Below are 21,374 nucleotides of genomic sequence, written 5' to 3' on the forward strand. Positions count from 1 at the left end.
CATGTGCTGCTGATCTGTGCGCGAGGGGGTGTTGAGTCTCAATACATATTCAAGGGATGTCTCAATACATCGGAAAGGTTCCGGTGGCCGATCATGATTGATGACCAAGCGCAAGCAGATCATCACAGCGGTCAACAGAGGCACGATGTCTCAAGCCCAGGCTGCACGGGCCTACGGGGTCTCGGAATCGATGGTTTCCAAACTCTTGAGACAGTGGGCCCGAGAAGGCGAGGCGGCGTTCTACACCAAGACCCGCAGACCCCATTCACACCCTGCCGCGACGGGCCAGGAGGTCATCACCGAGATCACCCGACTGCGGACTGAGCTGGTGGCCCAGGGCCTGGACGCAGGCCCGGCCACGATCAGAGATCACCTGCGCAAGAACCTCTCCGAGAATCAGACCCCGTCCCGGGCGAGCATCGCGCGGATCCTGAACCGGCAGAACCTGGTGGCACCCGCGCCGAAGAAACGACCGAAATCCTCGCTGCTCAGATTCGAAGCAGAACTGCCTAACGGGTGCTGGCAATCAGATGTCACCAAGATCGTCCTTGCCGACGGGAAGATCGCCGAGGTGATCACCTGGCTCGATGACTACTCCAGAATGGTGGTGCATCTGCAGGCACATCTGCGGGTCACGGTGGACACTGTGATCTCCTCCTTCACCGTCGCCGCAGGTCAGCACGGGATTCCAGCGGCCACACTGACCGATAACGGGCTGGTCTACACCACCCGGTTCCGGGGCGGGCCCAACCGGTTCGAGAAGCTGCTGCGCACCCACGACGTGATCCAGCGCAACGGTCGAGGCAATCATCCCCAGACCCAGGGCAAGGTCGAACGATTCCAACAGACGATGAAGAAATGGATCACTGCCCGCCCCGCGGCGGCCAGCATCACTGAGCTGAACCAGCTGCTGGGGGACTTCACCAGGATCTATAACACCGAGCGGATCCACTCAGCACGCCGCGCAACCCCTTATGCGGCCTATATCGGTCGGCCCAAAGACTCTCCGGCACCGCTGCCCGAAGACACCACGAGGTACCTACAAGATCGGGTGGATAAGTTCGGCAAGCTCAGCATCCGCTACGACGGGCGGATGCGACATATCGGGATCGGGCGAACCCACGCGGGAACCCCCGTGGTGAAGATCATCAAAGATCGCCATGTGATCATCGCGGACAAACGCACCGGAGAGGTCTTGAGGGAACTGATCCTTGATCCCACACGGGACTACCAGCCCCGTGGATCCGGGCAAGAAGAAAGGCCCTGAACCGAGGGTTCAGGGCCTTTCCGATGTACTGAGACATCACATCTGTGCGCGAGGGGGTGTTGAGTCTCAATACATATTCAAGGGATGTCTCAATACATCGGAAAGGTTCCGGTGGCCGATCATGATTGATGACCAAGCGCAAGCAGATCATCACAGCGGTCAACAGAGGCACGATGTCTCAAGCCCAGGCTGCACGGGCCTACGGGGTCTCGGAATCGATGGTTTCCAAACTCTTGAGACAGTGGGCCCGAGAAGGCGAGGCGGCGTTCTACACCAAGACCCGCAGACCCCATTCACACCCTGCCGCGACGGGCCAGGAGGTCATCACCGAGATCACCCGACTGCGGACTGAGCTGGTGGCCCAGGGCCTGGACGCAGGCCCGGCCACGATCAGAGATCACCTGCGCAAGAACCTCTCCGAGAATCAGACCCCGTCCCGGGCGAGCATCGCGCGGATCCTGAACCGGCAGAACCTGGTGGCACCCGCGCCGAAGAAACGACCGAAATCCTCGCTGCTCAGATTCGAAGCAGAACTGCCTAACGGGTGCTGGCAATCAGATGTCACCAAGATCGTCCTTGCCGACGGGAAGATCGCCGAGGTGATCACCTGGCTCGATGACTACTCCAGAATGGTGGTGCATCTGCAGGCACATCTGCGGGTCACGGTGGACACTGTGATCTCCTCCTTCACCGTCGCCGCAGGTCAGCACGGGATTCCAGCGGCCACACTGACCGATAACGGGCTGGTCTACACCACCCGGTTCCGGGGCGGGCCCAACCGGTTCGAGAAGCTGCTGCGCACCCACGACGTGATCCAGCGCAACGGTCGAGGCAATCATCCCCAGACCCAGGGCAAGGTCGAACGATTCCAACAGACGATGAAGAAATGGATCACTGCCCGCCCCGCGGCGGCCAGCATCACTGAGCTGAACCAGCTGCTGGGGGACTTCACCAGGATCTATAACACCGAGCGGATCCACTCAGCACGCCGCGCAACCCCTTATGCGGCCTATATCGGTCGGCCCAAAGACTCTCCGGCACCGCTGCCCGAAGACACCACGAGGTACCTACAAGATCGGGTGGATAAGTTCGGCAAGCTCAGCATCCGCTACGACGGGCGGATGCGACATATCGGGATCGGGCGAACCCACGCGGGAACCCCCGTGGTGAAGATCATCAAAGATCGCCATGTGATCATCGCGGACAAACGCACCGGAGAGGTCTTGAGGGAACTGATCCTTGATCCCACACGGGACTACCAGCCCCGTGGATCCGGGCAAGAAGAAAGGCCCTGAACCGAGGGTTCAGGGCCTTTCCGATGTACTGAGACATCACATCTGTGCGCGAGGGGGGACTTGAACCCCCACGCCCGTGAAGGCACTGGCACCTGAAGCCAGCGCGTCTACCTATTCCGCCACTCGCGCATACCTGCAGATCAGACCTTTCCAGCCCGATCTTCTGCCGGCGATTTCCTCCCGGCAGCGAGAAACATATTACCCATACTGCCTCTCGGATGCCTAATCGCGGGGTCATCCGCCGCGACCTCACCACATCCGGGCGGGAACCTTAGGATGAAGGGGATATGTCTGCACCCACCACAGCCCGCCGTGAGCATTTCTCCTTCCAGGACCTCGCCTACCCGACCCAGCTCCCCGTCACCGGCGAGCGCGAACGGATCCTCCGCGCGCTGACGGACCACCAGGTCGTCGTCGTCGCCGGGGAGACCGGCTCGGGCAAGACGACTCAGCTGCCCAAGATGGCACTGGAGCTGGGCCTGCACCGGCAGGGCCTGATCGGCCACACCCAGCCGCGTCGTCTCGCCGCCCGGACCGTGGCGGAGCGCCTGGCCGAGGAGCTGGGCACCACTGTCGGCAAGGACATCGGCTATCAGGTGCGGTTCAACTCGGAGGTCTCCGGCTCCACCGCTGTGAAGCTGATGACCGACGGCATCCTGCTTGCGGAGATCCAGCGCGATCCGCAGCTGAGCCGGTATTCCGCCATCATCATCGATGAGGCGCACGAGCGCAGCCTCAACATCGACGTGATCCTCGGCTACCTGCGGCGGGTGCTCCCGGATCGGCCGGACCTGAAGGTCATCGTCACCTCCGCGACCATCGATCCTGAACGCTTCGCCCGGCACTTCAGCTCCGACCCGGAGAACTGGACCCGGGAGAGCTCCGAGGTGCCGATCATCGAGGTCTCCGGGCGCACCTACCCGGTGGAGATCCGTTATCGACCGGTGAATCCCGAGGCCGAGCTCGAGGACTTCGACGAGTCCGAGCACTTCGGTGAGGAGGAGGACGGCGACTACCGGCGCGGGTCCGCGCAGAAGCCGAAGACCGCAGCGCCGACGGCGCCCTCCCCCGGCACGAGCCCCGGCGCGCCGGGCGGCGAGGACCGTGACCTGCTGGACGCGGTCAGTGACGCCGTGCTGGAGCTGGCGCGCGAGCCCGAGGGCGACGTGCTCATCTTCTTCCCCGGGGAGCGAGAGATCCGCGACGCCGCTGAGGCGCTTGCCGAGACCATCGCCCGCGAGCGGCGGCTCAGCGGGGCGGAGATCCTGCCGCTCTTCGGACGCCTCTCCATGGCGGAGCAGAAGCGGGTCTTCTCCCCCGGCGGTCGACGACGCATAGTGCTGGCCACCAACGTGGCCGAGACCTCGCTGACCGTGCCCGGGATCAAGTACGTCATCGACACCGGCACGGCGCGCATCTCGCGGTACTCCACCCGCACCAAGGTCCAGCGGCTTCCGATCGAGGCGATCTCCCAGGCAAGTGCGAACCAGCGCTCAGGGCGCTCCGGGCGCACCAGCGACGGCATCGCGATCCGGCTGTACTCCCAGCAGGACTTCGAGTCCCGCCCGGAGTTCACCGACCCGGAGATCCTGCGGACCTCGCTGGCCTCGGTGCTGCTGCAGATGTCCTCCATGGGCATCACGCGCACCCCCGAGGACCTGCTCGACTTCCCGTTCGTGCAGAAGCCCGACGCCAAGGCGGTCAACGACGCCGTCCGGCTGCTCACCGAGCTCGGCGCACTGGAGAGCCGCGCAGGGTCCGGCGGCCGCGGCGCAGGGACTGCCGGCCGCAGCGGTGGGAGCTCCGTGACCCCGGTGGGACGCATGCTGGCCCAGCTGCCCGTGGATCCGCGGATGGCCCGGATGATGGTCGAGGGGGCCCGCCGCGATTGTCTTCCCGAGGTCACGGTGCTGGTGGCCGCGCTGACCATCCAGGACCCGCGCGAGCGTCCCGCTGAGAAGCGGGCCCAGGCAGATGAGCTGCATGCCCGGTTCAAGGACGAGAACTCCGACTTCTCGGCGCTGCTGAACCTCTGGCGCTACCTCCAGGAGCAGCAGGCCGAGCTCTCGGGCAACCAGTTCAGGAAGCTCTGTCACCGCGAGCACCTGAACTACCTGCGTGTGCGCGAATGGCAGGACCTGGTCGGTCAGCTCGGTGAGATCGCTGAGCAGGTGGAGTTCAGCTCCGCAGGCGCGGGCCGGCGTCGTACCCCAGGCCGTCCGGCACGAGGGCGCGGCAAGAAGCTGCCCACGGTGGACCCCGCCCAGAAGCATGACCAGATCCACCAGTCACTGCTGGCCGGACTGCTGAGCCATGTGGGCCTCTACAATCCGCGCACACGGGACTACCAGGGCGCGCGCGGGACCCGGTTCGCCGTCTTTCCCGGCTCGCACCTGTTCAAGAAGAACCACGACTGGGTCATGGCCAGCGAGCTGGTGGAGACCTCCAGGCTCTGGGCCCGCACGGTGGCGAAGATCGATCCCGCATGGGTGGAAGAGCTCGCTCCACACCTGGTGAAGACCAGCCATTCGGAGCCGCGCTGGTCGGCGCGCAGAGGTGCCGTGGTGGCCACCGAGAAGGTCACGCTCTTCGGGGTGCCCGTGGTCGCCGACCGGCAGGTGCTCTATTCCAAGGTGGACCCGGAGTACAGCCGTGAGCTGTTCATCCAGCGCGCCCTCGTCGAGGGCGACTGGTCCACCCGGCACCACTTCGACCGGCGCAACCGCGAGCGATTCGCAGAGCTCGAGGAGCTGGAGAACAGGACTCGGCGCAAGGATCTGCGCGCCTCCGATGAGGAGCTCTTCAGCTTCTTCGACGCCCGCCTGCCTGCGAACATCGTCTCGCAGCGCCACTTCGACGCCTGGTGGAAGACGCAGCGGCTCGAGACTCCGGAGCTGCTGGACCTCACCGACGCCGCGCTCATGGCGGAGGCCGCCGAGGCGCTGGACATCGAGGCCTTCCCGGAGCATTTCGACCACGACGGGCTGCAGCTTCAGCTCCAGTATGAGTTCAACCCCACCCGCTACACCGCAGAGAGCGGATCGAAGGCCACCGCCACCTCCGACGGGGTCACGGTGCGTGTCCCCGTGGTGTTCCTGAACCAGCTGGAACCGGCGCGCTTCGAGTGGCTGATCCCGGGCCTGCGCACGGAGCTGATCACCGCACTGATCCGCGGCATGCCCAAGCCGCAGCGCAAGCACTTCGTCCCTGCACCGGATGTCGCGGCGCGTGCCCGTGAGCAGCTGGAGGCGGACTTCACTCCCGGGGTCGATTCGCTGCCGGACTCCCTGGCCACAGTGCTGCGCCGGCTCCGCGGCCATGCCCTCGACCCTGCCGTCTTCGACACCAGCGCGCTCCCCGATCACCTGCGGTTCACCTTCGCGGTGGTCAGTGAGGGCGGAAAGGTCCTGGACACTGGATTCGACCTGCGCGAGCTGCAGATCCGCTTCTCCACCGAGAACCGTCAGGCCATCGGACGCAGCCTTGCCGCAGGCGAGACTCCGGCGGAGCCCGCCCCGGCCTCCCCCAGGGCTGCCGGCTCAGGATCCGCCAGCACCGACGCCGCAGCCTCGGGCGCCGGGAGGCAGAAGGGCCGCAGTCCGGGGAAGGCGGCCGACTCCGCCCCAGCTGGCAAGCAGGGGCAGACGAGCTGGACCTTCGGCGAGCTCTCGCGGGAGATCACCACAGTCGTGGCCGGCCGCCAGATCATCGGCTACCCCGCCCTCGCCCCAGCCTCAGCCTCAGCCTCAGCCTCAGGCCACGAGGTGGCAGGATCGAAGCAGGGCGCACCCGGCAGGGGGGCAGCGAAGCAGACAGGCCCGCAGGGGGTCTCCTATACGATCCAGGACTCCGCGCAGGCCCAGCGTCGAGTGCACCGGGCCGGCGTCGTCGCCCTGCTGCGCGCAGTGCTGCCCTCCCCGCAGCGCTATGTGCTGGACCACCTGAGCAACCGGGAACGCCTGGCGTTCAGCCAGTCTCCGCACGGGACTGTCGAGTCCCTGGTGGAGGACGCGACGACGGCGGCGCTGGATCATCTCGTGCCGGCGGAGCTGCCGTTCAGCGAGGCCGAGTTCCAGCAGCTGGCCCGGAGTGCGCGGGCAGAGCTGATCGAGGCCGTGCTGAAGCTCACCGATGTCCTCGCGCAGGTGCTGAGTCTCTCCGCAGACCTCACGGCTCGACTTTCGCGCATCCGCTCTGATGCCCTGCGGGCGCCGCGGAGCGACATGTCCACCCAGCTGCAGCAGCTCGTATACCCGGGATTCGTCACCGCCACCGGGCAGTCCCAGCTGCAGCATCTCCCGCGCTACCTCAAGGCCCTGGGACTGCGGCTCGACCGGCTCGAGGCCGGCCAGGGGCTCAGCCGCGATGCGGCAGACATGGCGATCGTGCAGGAGCTGGAGGACGAGTACGATGCGGCGCTGGAGGCGGTTCCGGCGCAGCTTCCCGTGCCCGATGAGCTGCTCGGCGTGAAGTGGATGCTGGAGGAGCTCCGGGTCAACCTCTTCGCCCAGCAGCTGGGCACGGCGCAGACCGTCTCGCCCAAACGGATCCGCCGGGCGCTCAAGCAGGCGCGCTGAGCTGACCCTGCCGGCTCAGCCCGCCTGAGCCGGGGTCAGTCCTGCTCGGCGGGGACGTGCTCAGCGTCGCCCATGAGGCGCAGCGCCACGCGCAGCTTCTCGGCGGCCTCATCCATCTTCGCGGCGTCTGGGTCGTCATCGGCCTGGGCGAAGCTGTGATCGGCCATCGAGTTCGACGGCCAGACATGCAGGTGCAGGTGTGGGACCTCGAAGCCGGCGATGCTCAGTCCGGCACGCTCGGAGCCGAAGGCCTCCACCTGTGCCTTGCCGATGCGATGCGCCACGTGCATGAGATGAGTCATCAGCTGGCCCTCCGCATCGGTCCATTTGTCGACCTCCTGACGCGGGACCACGAGGGTGTGTCCATAGGCCAGCGGGGCGATGGAGAGGAACCCTGCGCAGGTCTCGTCCTGCCAGACGAAGCGCCCGGGGATCTCGCCGGCGATGACCTTGCTGAAGACTGTGCTCATGGTCTCCACTCTAGTCCTGACTGCTAGTCTGGAGCGAGCATGGACGAGATCACAACCACCCCTCCGGCCCGCGGCCGCTCCACCCGGCAGAAGCGCGCCGTCTGGGCCGCGCTGCACTCCCTCGAGGACTTCGTCAGCGCCCAGGAGCTGCACAAGATCCTCGACGAGCGCGGTGAGAAGGTCTCCCTGGCCACGGTCTACCGGGTGCTGCAATCACACCAGGAGGAGGGCCTGGTCGATGTGCTGCGACCCGATGACGGCGAAGCGATCTTCCGGCTCTGCGAGCGCGAGGAGCACCACCATCATCTGGTCTGCCGCTCCTGCGGGCTGACCGTGGAGTTCGAGGCCCCCGACATCGAGGACTGGGCCGCCAGGCTGGCGGCCGAACAGAGCTTCTCCGAGGTCCGGCACACGCTGGAGATCTTCGGCCTCTGTGCGGCCTGCGCCGCACTGCCCCACCGCTGAGCCGCCCCGCGTCACGTCACGTCAGGGATTGCGCGGCAGCGCCGCGGCACCACTGGCCGACTCGGCGGTCAGCGCGGCCGATGCCCGCTTCCGTCGGATTCTCCCGCCCCTGCCGATGAGCACGCAGACCACATAGATCAAGAAGGAGATCGTGGTGATGTACGGGCTGATCGGCACGGTGCCGGTGATGGCGAGCATGATCCCTCCCACGGAGGAGACCAGCGCGAAGCCCATGGAGAGCAGCACGGCCAGATAGGGACGCACCGTGACCTTCAGCGCCGCGGCCGCGGGCACCACCAGCAGGGCCAGCACCAGCAGTGCACCGACCACCTGCACGGACATCGCCACGGCGACACCCAGCAGCACCATGAAGACCATCGAGAGCAGGTTCACCCGCACTCCGCGGGCACGTGCCAGCTGCGGGTCCACCGAGGCGAACATCAGCGGACGCCAGATCAGCAGCAGCACGATGCTGATGAGCACGGCCCCGGTGACCAGGGTCTGGGTCTGGATGTCGTCCACGCCGACGATCTGCCCGGTCAGCAGCCCGAACTTGTTGGCGCTGCGTCCCTGATACAGGGACAGAAACAGGATTCCGAGCCCGAGCCCGAAGGGCATGAGCACACCGGTGACGGCGCTGGTGTCGCGGTCCTTCAGGCTCAGCACACCGATCAGCACCGCCGCGGCCACGGCTCCTGCCGCGGAGCCGGCCACGACGTCCACGCCGACAAGCAGCGCCAGGGCGGCCCCGGCGAAGGAGATCTCGGCGATCCCATGGACCACCAGCGCGGTGCGTCGCAGCATGATGAACACCCCGATGAGTCCACCCATCAGGCCGAGCACCGCTGCGGTGATCACCGAATTCTGCACCAGCGAGAACAGCTCCCAATAGCCTTCGGTGCTGAAGGAGCCGGTCAGCGTCTCGATCATGGGAGGGCCAGCTCCTCGGGGTGATAGTGGCAGCTCTCGTCGTGCGCCGACATGACCACCAGCCGGCCCTTGTGCTCGATGACATCCACGGAGGAGCCATAGAGCTCGGAGAGCACCTCCGTGCGCATGACCTCGGCGGGGGTGCCGATGCGGTGCTGGCCGCGGGCGAAGTAGAGGACCCGGTCCACATGCTCGATCACGGGGTTGATCTCATGAGTCACGAAGATCACGGCCGAGCCGCGGTCCACGGCCTGGCGTCGGATGAGTTCGGTCACCGCCTGCTGGTGATGCAGGTCCAGGGAGTGCAGGGGTTCGTCGCAGAGCAGCACCTCGGGGTTCGAGGCAAGGGCCTGGGCCGTGCGCAGCCGCTGCTGTTCGCCGCCGGAGAGCAGACCCACCGGCATGTCGGCGTAGGCGGTCGCGCCGACGGCCGTCAGAAGCTCATCCACACGGCGCCGCAGGGCCCGCGGGTGCAGCCGCATGCCGAAACGGTGCCCGTCCAGGCCCAGTGCGACCATGTCACGGGCACGAAGCGGCGTCTCCTCCGGCATCGTCTGCTGCTGCGGGATGTAACCGACCCGGCTGCTTCCGCGGCGCACGGGGGCGCCGCCGATCTCGACGCTGCCCGAGCTGAGCCGGGCCAGACCGAGCAGGACCTTCAGGAACGTGGATTTGCCGGCGCCGTTGGGACCCAGCACCGCGAGGAACTCGCCCGGCACCAGCTCCAGGTCGAGTCCCTCCCAGAGCATGGGGCCGCCGAAGCCGATGCTGGCGGCATCGAGCCGGACCACCGGATCCGCTGTGCCCGCCGCTGAGCTGCCCCGACCCTGGACGGCTGCGCCGCGCTCCTGCGGATCATCCATGGGCCTGCTCCACCACGGTCTCCACTGCGGCGATGTTGTGCTCCATCCACTCCAGATAGGAGCCGTGCTCCTCGGGAATCGTCTCGTTGAACTCCAGAACCGCCACTCCGGACTCTTCGCCGGCCTCGCGGATCTGTGCGGACTGGTTGGTCTCGGTCTGCGGATTATAGGAGAGCAGATCGATCTCGCTGTCCGCAGCGGCGGTGAGCGCCTGCTGGTAGAGGCGCGGGGAGACGTCGTCGCCGTGCTCCACGGCCGCGAGGAACTGTTCGTCGGTGCTGTCCTCGAAGCCGGCATCGGTCAGCAGGAACTGCGAGACGGCCTCGGTGGAGAGGAAGCTCATCGGCTCCGCCTCGATGGCCCGGTTGCGCTCGTCGAGCTCGTCGATCTCCTCCGCGAGCGCCTGGGCATTCTCCTGGTAGAGCTCAGCATGCTCGGGGAGCATCTCCCCCATGTGCTCGCCGAAGTCCTGGACGAAGTCACTCATCGCGGCGAGGTCGTACCAGATGTGCTCGTTGACGAAGCCCTCTGCATGATCGTGACCGGCGTGAACATCCTCCTCCTCGTGCTCGGCATGGGCACCCTCCTCGTCCTCATGCTCCGCGGGATCCTCCTCGGCGGCCCCGCCCTCCTCTTCGGCGTGGACGTGGGCGTTCTCACCCTCGATCAGCTGGTAGACCGCGTCTTCCTTGCCCGAGGTGGCGGCCAGGCGTGTGATGAAAGGGTCATATCCGCCGCCATTGGCAATGATCACCTCGGCGCGGTCCACGCTCAGCCGATCCTGGGGTGTGGCCTCATAGGAGTGCGGATCCGAGGCGGAATCCTCGACCAGCGCGCTGACCTCGGCAGTGTCCCCGAGGACCCGTCCGGCGAGGTCGGCGTAGACATCCGTGGAGGCGACCACGCTCAGCGCGCCCGTCGACCCGTCACCCTCATCGGCGGCACCGGTGGAGTCGGCGGTTCCGCCGCATGCGCTGAGCAGCAGTGCGGACGCGGCGAGGACAGCCGCGGAGGAGGACAGGCGCGAGGCAGGCATTGAGCGTACTTTCTGGTGGGCACCACGAAGGGTTCGGGCAGCTGTGACCAGCGTACGTGTCTACTTTGTTGAGAACAAATCTCAACTAGCGGCGCCTGCCGGAGCGGTCAGTGCCCCTCCTCGGAGACTGTATGGCGGCGGCGAGAATCCCAGGACTGCGTCGCATCGTGGATCTCCCCCACCAGCACCTCGAGCACGTCCTCCAGGAACAGGATGCCGCGGGTGACCCCCTCGGCGTCGATCACGCGCGCAAGGTGCGAACCGGTCCGCTGCATCTGCGCCAGGCAGTCTTCGATCTCGTCCCCGGTGCCCATGTTGCCCAGCGAACGGACCACGGTGACCGGAATCGGATGCGCCGAGCGGGTCGAGGGCAGGCTCATGACGTCCTTGAGATGGACGTACCCGGTGTAGACGCCGTCCTCCTCCGCAGTGACGAACCGGGAGAAGCCTGTGCGCCCGACGGCCTTCTCGACCTTGCGCGGGGTCACATCGGTGGGCACGGTCACGACCTCCTCCACGGGGACCATGACCTCGCCGGCGGTGTAGTCGCTGAACTCCATGGCCCCGGCGATGATCCCGGCGTCATCACGGACCGTCCCTCCCCGCTTGGACTCGGCGACGATGGACTCCATCTCCTCCAGCGTGAAGGTGGAGACCACTTCATCGCGCGGGGTCACCCGGAACGCACGCAGCACCAGGTTCGCCGCGAGGTTGAGCACCCAGATGAGGGGCATCAGCACCCGGTACAGGAAGACCATCGGCGGGGCGAGCAGCAGCACGGCTCGGTCCGCGACCGAGACGGCGAAGTTCTTCGGGACCATCTCCCCGATCGTGACATGCAGGAAGGACACCAGCGCCAGGGCGATGATGAAGGCGATGACGCTCGCGGCGCCGTAGCTCAGGCCCAGCGAGGTCAGCGGATCGGTGAGCAGGTGATGGATGGCGGGTTCTGAGACCATCAGGATCAGCAGCGAGCACACCGTGATGCCCAGCTGCGCGATGGCCAGCATCTGCGAGACATGCTCCATGGCGTAGAGCGCGGTCTTCGCCCGCGCGGACCCCGCCTCGGCCCGGGGCTCGATCTGGCTTCGTCGGGCACTCATCACCGCGAACTCACCGGCCACGAAGAAGGCGTTGCCGGCCAGCAGCACCACGAGCCAGGCGATTCCCAACAGATCGGGGCTCATCGACGATCACCCCTCTCCTGGGCTTGGCGGACATGGTCCGCGCGCGCCTCGGCGAGCTTCTCGGCGCGGGCCGCCGCGTTCTCCAGCGCCGCCTGCCGGGCGGCGGGGTCCGGGGTGAAGCGCAGCCGGTCGATCCGGCGACCGTCGATCTCGACCACGGCGAGGCTGCCGCCGTCGACCTCCACCTCATCGCCGAGCCCGGCGACCCTGCCCAGGGTCAGCAGGACGAAGCCTGCCACGGTCTCGTAGGCCGGATGCTCCGGCACGGAGAGCTCAAGGATCTGCGGATTGATCTCATCGGGGCGCAGCAGCCCGGGGAAGAACCAGTCCCCTGAGGCGCTCTGCAGGACCCCGGGCGCGATCCGGTCGTGCTCATCGGCCACCTCGCCCACGATCTCCTCGATCAGATCCTCCAGGGTGACCACGCCGGATGTCCCTCCGTATTCATCCTCCACGATGGCCACCTGCAGCGAGGCCTCGCGCAGCACGGGCAGCAGCGCATCAAGATGTATCGTCTCCGGGACCCGGGTGATCTCGGACATGACCGTGGCGGCCACCAGGCCCTCCCGCTTGTCCCGCGGGACTGCCACGGCCTTCTTCACGTGGGTGACTCCGCGGACGTCGTCGATGGACTCGCCGAGCACCGGAAACCGGGAGAACCCGGTGCGTCGCGCCAGGTCGATCAGCGCCTCCAGGGAGGACTCCGCCTCGATGCTGGCCATGCGCGGCCGGGGGGTCATCACGTCTGCGGCCGTCTGGTCGGAGAAGCGCAGCGTGCGGTCCAGGAAGGTGGCCGTGCCCTCCTCCAGAGTGCCGAGCATCGCGGAGCGCCGCACCATGGAGGACAGCTCCTCAGGCGTGCGGGCCCCGGAGAGCTCCTCCTTGACCTCGAGGCCGAAACGGTGCAGGACCTTGTTCGAGAAGCCGTTGAGCACGATGATCAGCGGCTTGAAGACAGTGGTGAAGAACAGCTGCGGTCGCGCCAGTGCCCGTGCCACCGGGTAGGCCTCGGCGATGGCGAGGTTCTTCGGCACGAGCTCGCCGATGAGCATGGTGACCATCGTGGCGATGATCAGGGCAAGCGTCAGGGAGACCGGCGACAGGGCCGGAGCCGGCACGCCGATCGCCTCCAGCGGTCCGGCGAGCAGCGCTCCCAGCGCCGGTTCTGCGACATAGCCGGTCAGCAGCGTGGTCAAGGTGATCCCGAGCTGGCAGGAGGACAGCTGGGTGGAGAGCGACTTCAGGCACCGCATCACCGCAGGGGCGGTCTTGTCCCCGCGGTCGATCGCCTGCTGCACCGTGGACTGGTCGAGGGCGACCAGAGAGAATTCCACGGCGACGAAGAAGCCGGTGCCCAGGATCAGCAGGAATCCGACGCCGAGAAGCAGCAGTTCCACCTAGCGCCGCCTGCGGCGGTCAGCCGCCCCGGCCGCGGGGCCGATCTCCGTGGAAGGCATGGACGCGGCGTCACGGGCCGGAGGGCAGCTGGGTTGTCGGTGCTTCATCAGAACCCCGATCTTACCGGGTCCTCACCAGGACGCCGACAGCGGCTTGCCCTCTTCGTACCCGGCGGCCGACTGCACTCCCGCCACGGCGCGCTGACGGAACTCATGCAGGGACTCCGCCCCCGCGTAGGTCATGGCCGAGCGCACCCCAGCAGTGATCGAGTCCAACAGGTCCTCCACACCGGGCTTGGCCGGATCCACATACATCTGCGAGGTGGAGATGCCCTCCTCGAAGAGGGACTTCCGTGCCCGGGAGAAGGCGCTCTCGGCGGCGGTGCGGTTCTGCACCGCACGGGAGGAGGCCATCCCGAAGCTCTCCTTGTACCGACGCCCGTCCACCCCGGTGAGCATGTCGCCGGGAGACTCGTAGGTGCCTGCGAACCACGAGCCGACCATGACCTGGGAGGCACCGGCGGCCAGGGCCAGGGCGATGTCGCGGGGATAGCGCACTCCCCCATCGGCCCACACGTGCTTGCCCAGCTCGCGAGCAGCGGCGGCGCACTCCAGCACGGCGGAGAACTGCGGTCTGCCCACAGCGGTCATCATCCGGGTGGTGCACATCGCGCCGGGACCGACACCGACCTTGACGATGTCTGCTCCGCCTTCGATGAGCTCGCGGACGCCGTCGGCTGTCACCACATTGCCGGCCACCACCGGAACCGTCAGTCCGCTGGCGTCCACGGTCTGACGAACTGCACGCAGAGCCTCGAACATCTTCTGCTGATGACCATGGGCGGTGTCCACGACCAGCACGTCGACCCCGGCGCTGAGCAGCGCGTCGGTCTTGGAGGCGACATCTCCGTTGATGCCGACGGCGGCCGCGACCTTCAGCCGGGACTGCTCATCGAGGTTGGACCGGTACAGCGTGGAGCGCAGCGCGCCCTTGGGCGTGAGCACTCCGGCGAGCACCCCGTCAGAGGTGGTCACCGGTGCATAGCCGACTCCGGCCGCGTCCATGGCGGCGAAGGCCTGCTCCAGGCCTGGCTCGGAGAGCACCTCATCTGCGGTGAAACGCAGCGGGGGCATCCGCATCACCGACGCCACGGAGGAGAAGCGGTCCACACCCGCCCCGTCGCCGGCTGTGACGACTCCGGCCAGGCGAAGGTCCTCATCGACCACGCAGACCGCGTCGTGATTGCGCTTGTCCAGCAGGTGCAGCACATCGAGCATGGTGTCCGTGGGCTGGACCTTCAGTGCGGTCTCCAGCACCGGGTGGCAGGACTTGACCCAGTCCGTGACCTGACGGATGACCTCCAGGGGCACGTCCTGCGGCAGCACCCCCAGCCCTCCGCGGCGCGCCATCGTCTCCACCATCCGGCGCCCGGTGACGGCCGTCATGTTCGCCGCGACCACCGGGATGGTGGAGCCGGTGGCGTCCTCGGCCGAGAGATCGACACTCATCCGCGACTGGGTGTGCGAACGGGAAGGGACGAGGAACACGTCCGAGTAGGTCAGGTCGGTGACGGGTTCGTTCAGGAATTTCACGGAGGTCCGCGCCCTTCATAGTGCTGGATATCAGGTGCTCGGCGCGCCCGCGGGAGGATGACTGCCACCGGCCGACGCGACCCCTGACACGATACCGTGGTCGGTGGCGGCACGGTGCATAAAGTCACTATGCTTGGACGAGGTGAAGATTCGCGAGCACGATGCTGTGCCGGATAACTACACAACACAATGGAAGAGGCGTATCCACAGTGCCAGAGCTAACGTCCAGCCGTCTTGCCGAGGAATTCCCGGGAAACGAATGGCTGGTCGCCGACATATACGACAAGTTCAAGGAAGATCCTGATTCAGTGGATCGCAAATGGGCTGAGATCTTCCGCCAGCTCGAGGGTGATGGCGACTCCGGCTCGGCCAGCTCCACCTCTTCACGCACGGGTGATTCAGCTGCCCAGGCCTCCGGGTCAGCGTCATCCGGATCCAAGTCCTCGGGATCCACGTCCTCGGGATCCGCGTCGGCAGAGTCCCGATCCTCAGATGCGAAGTCCTCAGAGTCCGGGGCCTCGGGATCAGAGTCCAGCTCGGCGAAGTCCTCCTCCAAGGATTCGGGCGAGGCTCGTTCCGCCCGGAACGGCACCGCCAAGGCACGGCCCACCACCGACTCGGCGCCCAGCTCGAGCAACCAGCGGGAGTCCCGGGCTGAGTCCACTCCCGCCACCGCCACGCCTGCCGAACCGGACGAGGCGCAGAAGCCCCGAGGGGAGAAGACCACCTCCTCCGCTCAGAACAAGCCGGTGGCCCCACGGAATCCGACCACGAAGAAGTCCGAAGGCTCCTCCAGCACGCCCATCCCCTCGGAGCCCTCCGCCGCCAGGGCCGAGGCCGGCGACCAGGCGGAGAAGGAGGACAAGGTCACCCCGCTCAAGGGGATCTCCAAGGCGATCGCCGCCAACATGGACGCGTCGCTGAGCGTCCCGACGGCGACCACCGTGCGCGCGATCCCCGCCAAGCTGCTGATCGACAACCGCACCGTGATCAACAATCACCTCAGGCGCACCCGCGGCGGCAAGGTCTCCTTCACCCACGTGATCGGCTACGCGCTGCTCAAGGCGCTGCGCGCCCATCCCTCCATGAACGTCACCTATGACGTCAAGGACAACAAGCCCGTGGCGGTCCAGCCGGCCCATGTGAACTTCGGCCTGGCCATCGACATGCCCCGCCCGGACGGCACCCGTGCGCTGGTGGTCCCGAACATGAAGGCCGCCGAGGAGATGAGCTTCACCGAGTTCTGGAGCGCCTATGACGACGTCGTCAAACGCGCTCGGGACAACAAGCTCACCCCCGGCGACTACGCCGGGACCACGGTCTCGCTGACCAACCCCGGCGGCATCGGCACCGTGCACTCTGTGCCGCGGCTGTCCAAGGGCCAGGCGGTGATCGTCGGCGTCGGTGCGCTGGAATACCCCGCCGAGTTCCAGGGGGCCTCGGAGAAGACGCTGAACAGCCTCGCGGTCTCCAAGGTCATCACCCTGACCTCCACCTACGACCACCGCGTCATCCAGGGCGCAGGCTCCGGGGAGTTCCTCAAGACGATCCACGAGTACCTGCTCGGCAAGGACGGCTTCTACGAGGAGATCTTCGAGGCGCTGCGCATCCCGCATGAGCCGGTCCACTGGTCCGCCGACATCCAGGTGAACCCGGAAGATCAGATCAACAAGGTCGCCCGGATCCAGCAGCTGATCCACTCCTATCGCGTCCGCGGACACCTGATGGCGTCGGTGGACCCGCTGGAGTACCAGATGCGCAGCCACCCGGACCTCGACATCGAGTCGCACGGACTGACCCTTTGGGATCTGGACCGCGAATGGCCCACCGGTGGGTTCGGCGGCAAGTCGATGCTGCCGCTGCGCAACATCCTCGGCGTGCTGCGCGACACGTACTGCCGCAACACCGGCGTCGAGTACATGCACATCCAGTCCCCTGAAGAGCGTCAGTGGTTCCAGGACGAGATCGAGCACCCCTACGAGAAGCCGACCCGGGACGAGCAGTTCAGGATCCTGGGCCGGCTCAATGCCGCCGAGGCCTTCGAGACCTTCCTGCAGACCAAGTTCGTGGGACAGAAGCGCTTCTCGCTCGAGGGCGGCGAGTCGCTGATCCCGCTGCTGGACACGATCCTCTCCGAGGCCGCCGACGAGGGCCTCGACGAGGTCGCCATCGGCATGGCCCACCGCGGCCGCATCAATGTGCTGACCAACATCGCCGGCAAGACCCACGCCCAGGTCTTCCGTGAGTTCGAGGGCCACACCACGGGATCTCCCACCGGCTCCGGCGACGTCAAGTACCACCTGGGCACCCGCGGCTCCTTCACCTCGGACCGCGGGAACTCCACCAGCGTCTACCTGGCGGCGAACCCCTCACACCTCGAAGCGGTCAACCCCGTGCTCGAGGGCATCGTCCGGGCCATGCAGGACCGGATCAACCAGGGCGCCGACGCCCTGAACTCCTTCTCCGTGATGCCGCTGCTGGTCCATGGCGATGCCGCGTTCGCCGGTCAGGGGGTCGTGGCCGAGACGCTGAACATGTCTCAGCTGCGCGGCTACCGCACCGGCGGCACCGTGCACGTGGTCGTCAACAACCAGGTGGGCTTCACCACCGCACCCTCGGCCGCCAGGTCCATGACCTACTCCACCGACATGGCCAAGGCCATCCAGGCTCCGGTCTTCCACGTCAACGCCGATGACCCGGAGTCGGTGGCCCGAGTGGCCCAGCTGTCCTTCCGCTACCGTCAGCGGTTCAACAAGGACGTGGTGATCGATCTGGTGTGCTACCGCCGGCGCGGACACAACGAGGGTGACGATCCCTCGATGACCCAGCCGAAGATGTACAACCTGGTCGAGGCCAAGCGCACCACGCGTCGGCTCTACACCGAGGCTCTGGTCGGTCGCGGTGACATCACCCAGGAGGAGGCCGACCAGGCGCTGCGCGACTTTCGGCAGCGGCTGGAGCGGGTCTTCACGGAGACCCACGCCGCGCAGACCCAGCCGATCTCCACGGCAGGCTTCGACGGGACCGGCGCCATGGCACCGATGGCCTCCGAGGACGAGGCCAGCACCCCGGACCGTGAGGCCACCGACACCGCCATCAGCGAGGACTCGCTGGCCCATATCGGCGAGGTGCACACCAACATCCCCGAGAGCTTCACCCCCCATCCGAAGCTGAAGTCCCTGTTGGAGAAGCGCGCGAAGATGGCGCGCGAGGGTGGGATCGACTGGGGCTTCGCCGAGATCGCCGCCTTCGGCTCGCTGCTCATGGAGGGCACCGAGGTGCGCCTGGCAGGACAGGACTCGCGCCGCGGCACCTTCGTGCAGCGCCACGCGGTCTTCCACGACAGGATCAACGGCGACGAGTGGTACCCGCTGAAGAACCTGACCGAGGATCAGTCCCGCTTCTTCATCTATGATTCACTGCTCTCCGAATACGGGGCGCTCGGCTTCGAGTACGGGTACTCCGTGGAGAACCCGCATGCCCTGGTGCTCTGGGAGGCGCAGTTCGGCGACTTCGTCAACGGCGCGCAGATCATCATTGATGAGTTCATCGCCACCGCGGAGCAGAAATGGGGACAGAAGTCCTCCGTGGTCATGCTGCTCCCCCACGGCTATGAGGGTCAGGGGCCGGATCACTCCTCAGGGCGTCCCGAACGCTTCCTGCAGCTCTGCGCCGAGGACAACATGACCGTGGTCCTTCCCTCCTCGGGGGCGAACTACTTCCACCTGCTGCGCCGCCAGGCGGTGGCTCGACCGCGCCGACCGCTGATCGTCTTCTCCCCGAAGCAGCTGCTGCGACTCAAGGCGGCGGCCAACTCGGTGGAGGACTTCACCACCGGAACCTTCCAGGAGGTCATCGGGGACAGGGACGTGGACGCCTCCAAGGTCAAGCGGGTCCTGATCGTCTCGGGGCGCCTCTACTACGACCTGATCGCCACCCGCTCCAAGCACAAGGACGAGACCACCGCGATCATCCGGCTCGAACAGCTGTACCCGATGCCGGTGGAGGAGCTGCAGGCCGAGCTTGACCGTTATTCTTCCGCCGAGGAGTTCGTCTACGCCCAGGACGAGCCGATCAACCAGGGCCCCTGGCCGTTCCTGGGTCTGAACCTGCAGCCGCTGCTGAAGCAGGATCTGCGGCTGGTCTCCCGCGCCGAGTCGGCCGCCACCTCCGTGGGGCAGGCCAAGCGGCACGCCAAGGAGCTGGAGGGCCTGCTGAGCAAGGCCTTCCCGCACCTGGACCTGTGACCTGATGGAAGAGTCCACTCAGGATCTCCGCGCCTCCATGCCCGGACCACGACGCCACCTGCGCATCGTGGCCCTCGGCGACGAGCTGCTCAGCGGGGTCGGCGATCCGCGCGCCCTGGGCTGGCTCGGACGGGTCATCTCCAAGACGCCGATCGAGGGCATCGCGCTGGAGCACTATGCGCTGGCGATGCCCGGTGAGGGCACCGAGGCGCTCTCGGAGCGCTGGCAGCAGGAGGCGGTGCCTCGCTTCGAGGCCCCGTCCCCGGGCTCAGCAGAGGCCCCGGAGCGGTGTCTGGTGGTCGCGCTGAATGACAAGGACCTCTACAGTGCGACATCCTCGGCCCGCTCACGGCTGAACCTGGCCAACATCCTGGACCGTGCCTCGCAGGAAGGCATCCGGTGCCTGGTGCTGGGCCCCGTGCCCACGCTGGACACGGAGCGCAACCAGCGGATCTCGGAGCTCAACGCCGCCTACCGGGACGTCGCCTCACGTCGCTCTCATGTGTACGTGGACGCCTATACCCCGCTGGTCAGCCACGAGCAGTGGCGCAGCGACCTCGCCGCGAACGGCGGCCTCCCCGGGCAGGCGGGCTACGGCCTGATGGCCTGGCTGGTGCTTCACCGCGGCTGGTATCAGTGGTTAGGGCTCCAAGAGCCGGTGGCCTAGAATTGGCTTCAGCCGACGAAAGGAGTTCATCATGAGCAAGCGTGGACGCAAGCGCAGCGCTCGTCGCAAGAAGAATGCCAACCACGGCAAGCGCCCCAACTCCTGATCTCAGTGGTCCCGGGCCCTTGTCGCGGCTGACGCGACGGTGCATATGAAGGAACCCCCTGCAGAGTCTCTCTGCAGGGGGTTCTTTCGTCTCTGCGACCCGTACCGCCGGGTCTCAGTGGTTCAGCGCGTCTCAGTCAGTCAGAGGTGGTCCTCGTCCTGGCCGTGGCCGGCCTCCAGACGGATCTGGCTGATCCGTTCGAGGATCGTGACCTTCAGCGTCTCCGGTGCACGTTCTGCGCAGGAGCGTCGCACCACGGTGCGGATGATGCACTCGAGGTCGTAGTCCTTGGCGCATTCTGGGCAGGCCTGCAGATGCAGCTCCACCTCGCCGATGTCCTCGCGGCTGAGCGCGCCGTCGGCATATTCGTAGATCCGCTCCATGCGCATCTGGGTCTCGGTGCAGTCCCCGTCCTTGCAGTTCTCATCGAGCCATCTGCCGGGGCTCACGCCGACGGCAGGGCTGAGGTCGGGATCGTTCATTTCTTGGCCTCCTGCTTCTTGAAGCCACGTTCACGGGCATAGTCATGCAGCAGTTCGCGCAGCAGCTTTCTGCCCCGGTGCAGTCGTGACATCACGGTGCCGATGGGGATGTTCAGGATCTCGGCGATCTCTTTATAGGCGAAGCCCTCAACATCGGAGAAGTACACCGCCAGGCGGAACTCTTCAGGGATCTGCTGCAGCGCGTTCTTCACGTCTGAGTCAGGAAGGTGATCCAGCGCCTCGACCTCGGCCGAACGCAGACCGGAGGAGGTGTGTTCGGCCGCCTGAGCCATCTGCCAGTCCTCGACAGTGTCCGTATTGGCCTGCAGCGGCTGGCGCTGCTTCTTCCGATAGATGTTGATATAGGTGTTCGTCAGAATGCGGTACAGCCAGGCCTTGAGGTTGGTTCCGGGCTTGTACTGGTGGAACGCCGAGTACGCCTTGGTGTAGGCCTCCTGGACCAGGTCCTCTGCATCCTGCGGATTTCGCGTCATCCGCATGGCGGCAGAGTAGAGCTGATCCACGTATTGGAGAGCCTCGCTCTCAAAACGCACGCGACGCTGCTGTTCGGTCTCTTCGGCGACGACGACGCTGCTCGAGTCAGTGCTCCTCGAGTCAGGGGCTGTGCCGGGGGCTTCGGGCTTTTCCATCACGGCTGAGTCTACTCGCAGAGCGACCACCGGGCGTCTCCGGCCTGTGGCGGTGCTGCGCGGGGCCCCTGGGGCCAGTGTCGTCGACGTCATGCCCGGCACAACGACGGCGGCGCGTGCAACATTCCTCATCGGTCTTCGG

General features: G+C 66.6%; 16 protein-coding genes and 1 tRNA gene. 7 read left to right on the forward strand and 10 right to left on the reverse strand.

Annotation, left to right across the window (positions count from 1 at the left end; translation table 11 throughout):
• The first annotated feature begins 100 nt into the window (after positions 1-100).
• The gene (locus tag H4W27_RS06995) at positions 101-1,267 is read left to right on the forward strand and encodes a DDE-type integrase/transposase/recombinase (RefSeq protein WP_192594337.1); all 1,167 of its coding nucleotides are present in this window, start codon (positions 101-103) and stop codon (positions 1,265-1,267) included.
• A gap of 128 nt (positions 1,268-1,395) precedes the next feature.
• Positions 1,396-2,562: a DDE-type integrase/transposase/recombinase gene (locus tag H4W27_RS07000; protein ID WP_192594337.1), complete on the forward strand. Its 1,167-nt coding sequence runs from the start codon at positions 1,396-1,398 to the stop codon at positions 2,560-2,562.
• A 45-nt stretch (positions 2,563-2,607) separates the two neighbouring features.
• Here H4W27_RS07000 and H4W27_RS07005 read toward each other — a convergent pair.
• Positions 2,608-2,691: transfer RNA gene (locus tag H4W27_RS07005), tRNA-Leu, on the reverse strand.
• A 158-nt stretch (positions 2,692-2,849) separates the two neighbouring features.
• On the opposite strand from H4W27_RS07005, the gene hrpA reads away from it, so the two are divergent.
• Positions 2,850-7,139 (forward strand): ATP-dependent RNA helicase HrpA, encoded by a 4,290-nt coding sequence (gene hrpA, locus H4W27_RS07010; RefSeq protein ID WP_192595290.1) that lies wholly within the window; start codon positions 2,850-2,852, stop codon positions 7,137-7,139.
• Between the two features lie 35 nt (positions 7,140-7,174).
• Here the strand turns inward: hrpA and H4W27_RS07015 are convergent, their stop codons facing one another.
• Positions 7,175-7,609: an HIT family protein gene (locus H4W27_RS07015; protein ID WP_192595291.1), complete on the reverse strand. Its 435-nt coding sequence runs from the start codon at positions 7,607-7,609 to the stop codon at positions 7,175-7,177.
• A gap of 39 nt (positions 7,610-7,648) precedes the next feature.
• On the opposite strand from H4W27_RS07015, the gene H4W27_RS07020 reads away from it, so the two are divergent.
• Positions 7,649-8,074 (forward strand): Fur family transcriptional regulator, encoded by a 426-nt coding sequence (locus H4W27_RS07020; RefSeq protein WP_192595292.1) that lies wholly within the window; start codon positions 7,649-7,651, stop codon positions 8,072-8,074.
• 21 nt (positions 8,075-8,095) lie between these two features.
• Here the strand turns inward: H4W27_RS07020 and H4W27_RS07025 are convergent, their stop codons facing one another.
• From H4W27_RS07025 to guaB1, 6 genes are all read right to left on the reverse strand, one after another.
• Positions 8,096-9,004, reverse strand: coding sequence for a metal ABC transporter permease (locus H4W27_RS07025; protein WP_192595293.1), 909 nt, complete (start codon positions 9,002-9,004; stop codon positions 8,096-8,098).
• The gene (locus H4W27_RS07030; protein ID WP_192595294.1) at positions 9,001-9,867 is read right to left on the reverse strand and encodes a metal ABC transporter ATP-binding protein; all 867 of its coding nucleotides are present in this window, start codon (positions 9,865-9,867) and stop codon (positions 9,001-9,003) included. Before H4W27_RS07030 ends, H4W27_RS07025 begins: the two co-directional genes overlap by 4 nt.
• A complete protein-coding gene (locus tag H4W27_RS07035) occupies positions 9,860-10,903 on the reverse strand; it encodes a metal ABC transporter substrate-binding protein (protein ID WP_192595295.1) in 1,044 nt (347 codons plus the stop codon). Before H4W27_RS07035 ends, H4W27_RS07030 begins: the two co-directional genes overlap by 8 nt.
• 107 nt (positions 10,904-11,010) lie before the next feature.
• Positions 11,011-12,090, reverse strand: coding sequence for a hemolysin family protein (locus tag H4W27_RS07040; protein WP_192595296.1), 1,080 nt, complete (start codon positions 12,088-12,090; stop codon positions 11,011-11,013).
• A complete protein-coding gene (locus tag H4W27_RS07045) occupies positions 12,087-13,487 on the reverse strand; it encodes a hemolysin family protein (RefSeq protein WP_192595297.1) in 1,401 nt (466 codons plus the stop codon). Before H4W27_RS07045 ends, H4W27_RS07040 begins: the two co-directional genes overlap by 4 nt.
• 132 nt (positions 13,488-13,619) lie before the next feature.
• Complete coding sequence (gene guaB1, locus H4W27_RS07050) at positions 13,620-15,080, reverse strand: GMP reductase (protein WP_192595298.1); 1,461 nt, start codon at positions 15,078-15,080, stop codon at positions 13,620-13,622.
• A 161-nt stretch (positions 15,081-15,241) separates the two neighbouring features.
• Here guaB1 and H4W27_RS07055 point away from each other — a divergent pair, with 161 nt between their 5' ends.
• The 3 genes from H4W27_RS07055 to H4W27_RS13925 are packed head-to-tail and all read left to right on the forward strand — an operon-like array spanning position 15,242 to position 20,100.
• A complete protein-coding gene (locus tag H4W27_RS07055; RefSeq protein ID WP_192595299.1) occupies positions 15,242-19,327 on the forward strand; it encodes a multifunctional oxoglutarate decarboxylase/oxoglutarate dehydrogenase thiamine pyrophosphate-binding subunit/dihydrolipoyllysine-residue succinyltransferase subunit in 4,086 nt (1,361 codons plus the stop codon).
• A gap of 4 nt (positions 19,328-19,331) precedes the next feature.
• Positions 19,332-19,994, forward strand: coding sequence for a GDSL-type esterase/lipase family protein (locus H4W27_RS07060; protein WP_225939036.1), 663 nt, complete (start codon positions 19,332-19,334; stop codon positions 19,992-19,994).
• A 31-nt stretch (positions 19,995-20,025) separates the two neighbouring features.
• Entirely contained in the window at positions 20,026-20,100 is a 75-nt protein-coding gene (locus H4W27_RS13925) for a 50S ribosomal protein bL37 (protein WP_369699669.1), read from the forward strand.
• Positions 20,101-20,240: 140 nt separating this feature from the next.
• On the opposite strand, the gene rsrA is transcribed toward H4W27_RS13925, so the two are convergent.
• Both rsrA and H4W27_RS07070 read right to left on the reverse strand, forming a co-directional pair.
• Complete coding sequence (gene rsrA, locus H4W27_RS07065; protein WP_192595300.1) at positions 20,241-20,582, reverse strand: mycothiol system anti-sigma-R factor; 342 nt, start codon at positions 20,580-20,582, stop codon at positions 20,241-20,243.
• Complete coding sequence (locus tag H4W27_RS07070) at positions 20,579-21,364, reverse strand: sigma-70 family RNA polymerase sigma factor (RefSeq protein ID WP_404821847.1); 786 nt, start codon at positions 21,362-21,364, stop codon at positions 20,579-20,581. The genes rsrA and H4W27_RS07070 overlap by 4 nt, the downstream gene beginning before the upstream one ends.
• Positions 21,365-21,374: the final 10 nt, after the last annotated feature.

The sequence above is a fragment of the Nesterenkonia lutea genome (assembly GCF_014873955.1).
Taxonomy (GTDB): domain Bacteria; phylum Actinomycetota; class Actinomycetes; order Actinomycetales; family Micrococcaceae; genus Nesterenkonia; species Nesterenkonia lutea.

Bases quoted from the DNA above. Each gene is read 5' to 3' on its own strand.
- H4W27_RS07025 (WP_192595293.1), bottom strand. From the start codon at position 9,004: ATGATCGAGACGCTGACCGGCTCCTTCAGCACCGAAGGCTATTGGGAG.
- H4W27_RS07040 (WP_192595296.1), bottom strand. From the start codon at position 12,090: ATGAGCCCCGATCTGTTGGGAATCGCCTGGCTCGTGGTGCTGCTGGCC.
- H4W27_RS07020 (WP_192595292.1), top strand. From the start codon at position 7,649: ATGGACGAGATCACAACCACCCCTCCGGCCCGCGGCCGCTCCACCCGG.
- H4W27_RS07070 (WP_404821847.1), bottom strand. From the start codon at position 21,364: ATGAGGAATGTTGCACGCGCCGCCGTCGTTGTGCCGGGCATGACGTCG.
- hrpA (WP_192595290.1), top strand. From the start codon at position 2,850: ATGTCTGCACCCACCACAGCCCGCCGTGAGCATTTCTCCTTCCAGGAC.
- H4W27_RS07015 (WP_192595291.1), bottom strand. From the start codon at position 7,609: ATGAGCACAGTCTTCAGCAAGGTCATCGCCGGCGAGATCCCCGGGCGC.
- H4W27_RS07035 (WP_192595295.1), bottom strand. From the start codon at position 10,903: ATGCCTGCCTCGCGCCTGTCCTCCTCCGCGGCTGTCCTCGCCGCGTCC.
- rsrA (WP_192595300.1), bottom strand. From the start codon at position 20,582: ATGAACGATCCCGACCTCAGCCCTGCCGTCGGCGTGAGCCCCGGCAGA.
- H4W27_RS07000 (WP_192594337.1), top strand. From the start codon at position 1,396: ATGACCAAGCGCAAGCAGATCATCACAGCGGTCAACAGAGGCACGATG.
- H4W27_RS07055 (WP_192595299.1), top strand. From the start codon at position 15,242: ATGCTGTGCCGGATAACTACACAACACAATGGAAGAGGCGTATCCACA.
- H4W27_RS06995 (WP_192594337.1), top strand. From the start codon at position 101: ATGACCAAGCGCAAGCAGATCATCACAGCGGTCAACAGAGGCACGATG.
- H4W27_RS07030 (WP_192595294.1), bottom strand. From the start codon at position 9,867: ATGGATGATCCGCAGGAGCGCGGCGCAGCCGTCCAGGGTCGGGGCAGC.
- H4W27_RS07060 (WP_225939036.1), top strand. From the start codon at position 19,332: ATGGAAGAGTCCACTCAGGATCTCCGCGCCTCCATGCCCGGACCACGA.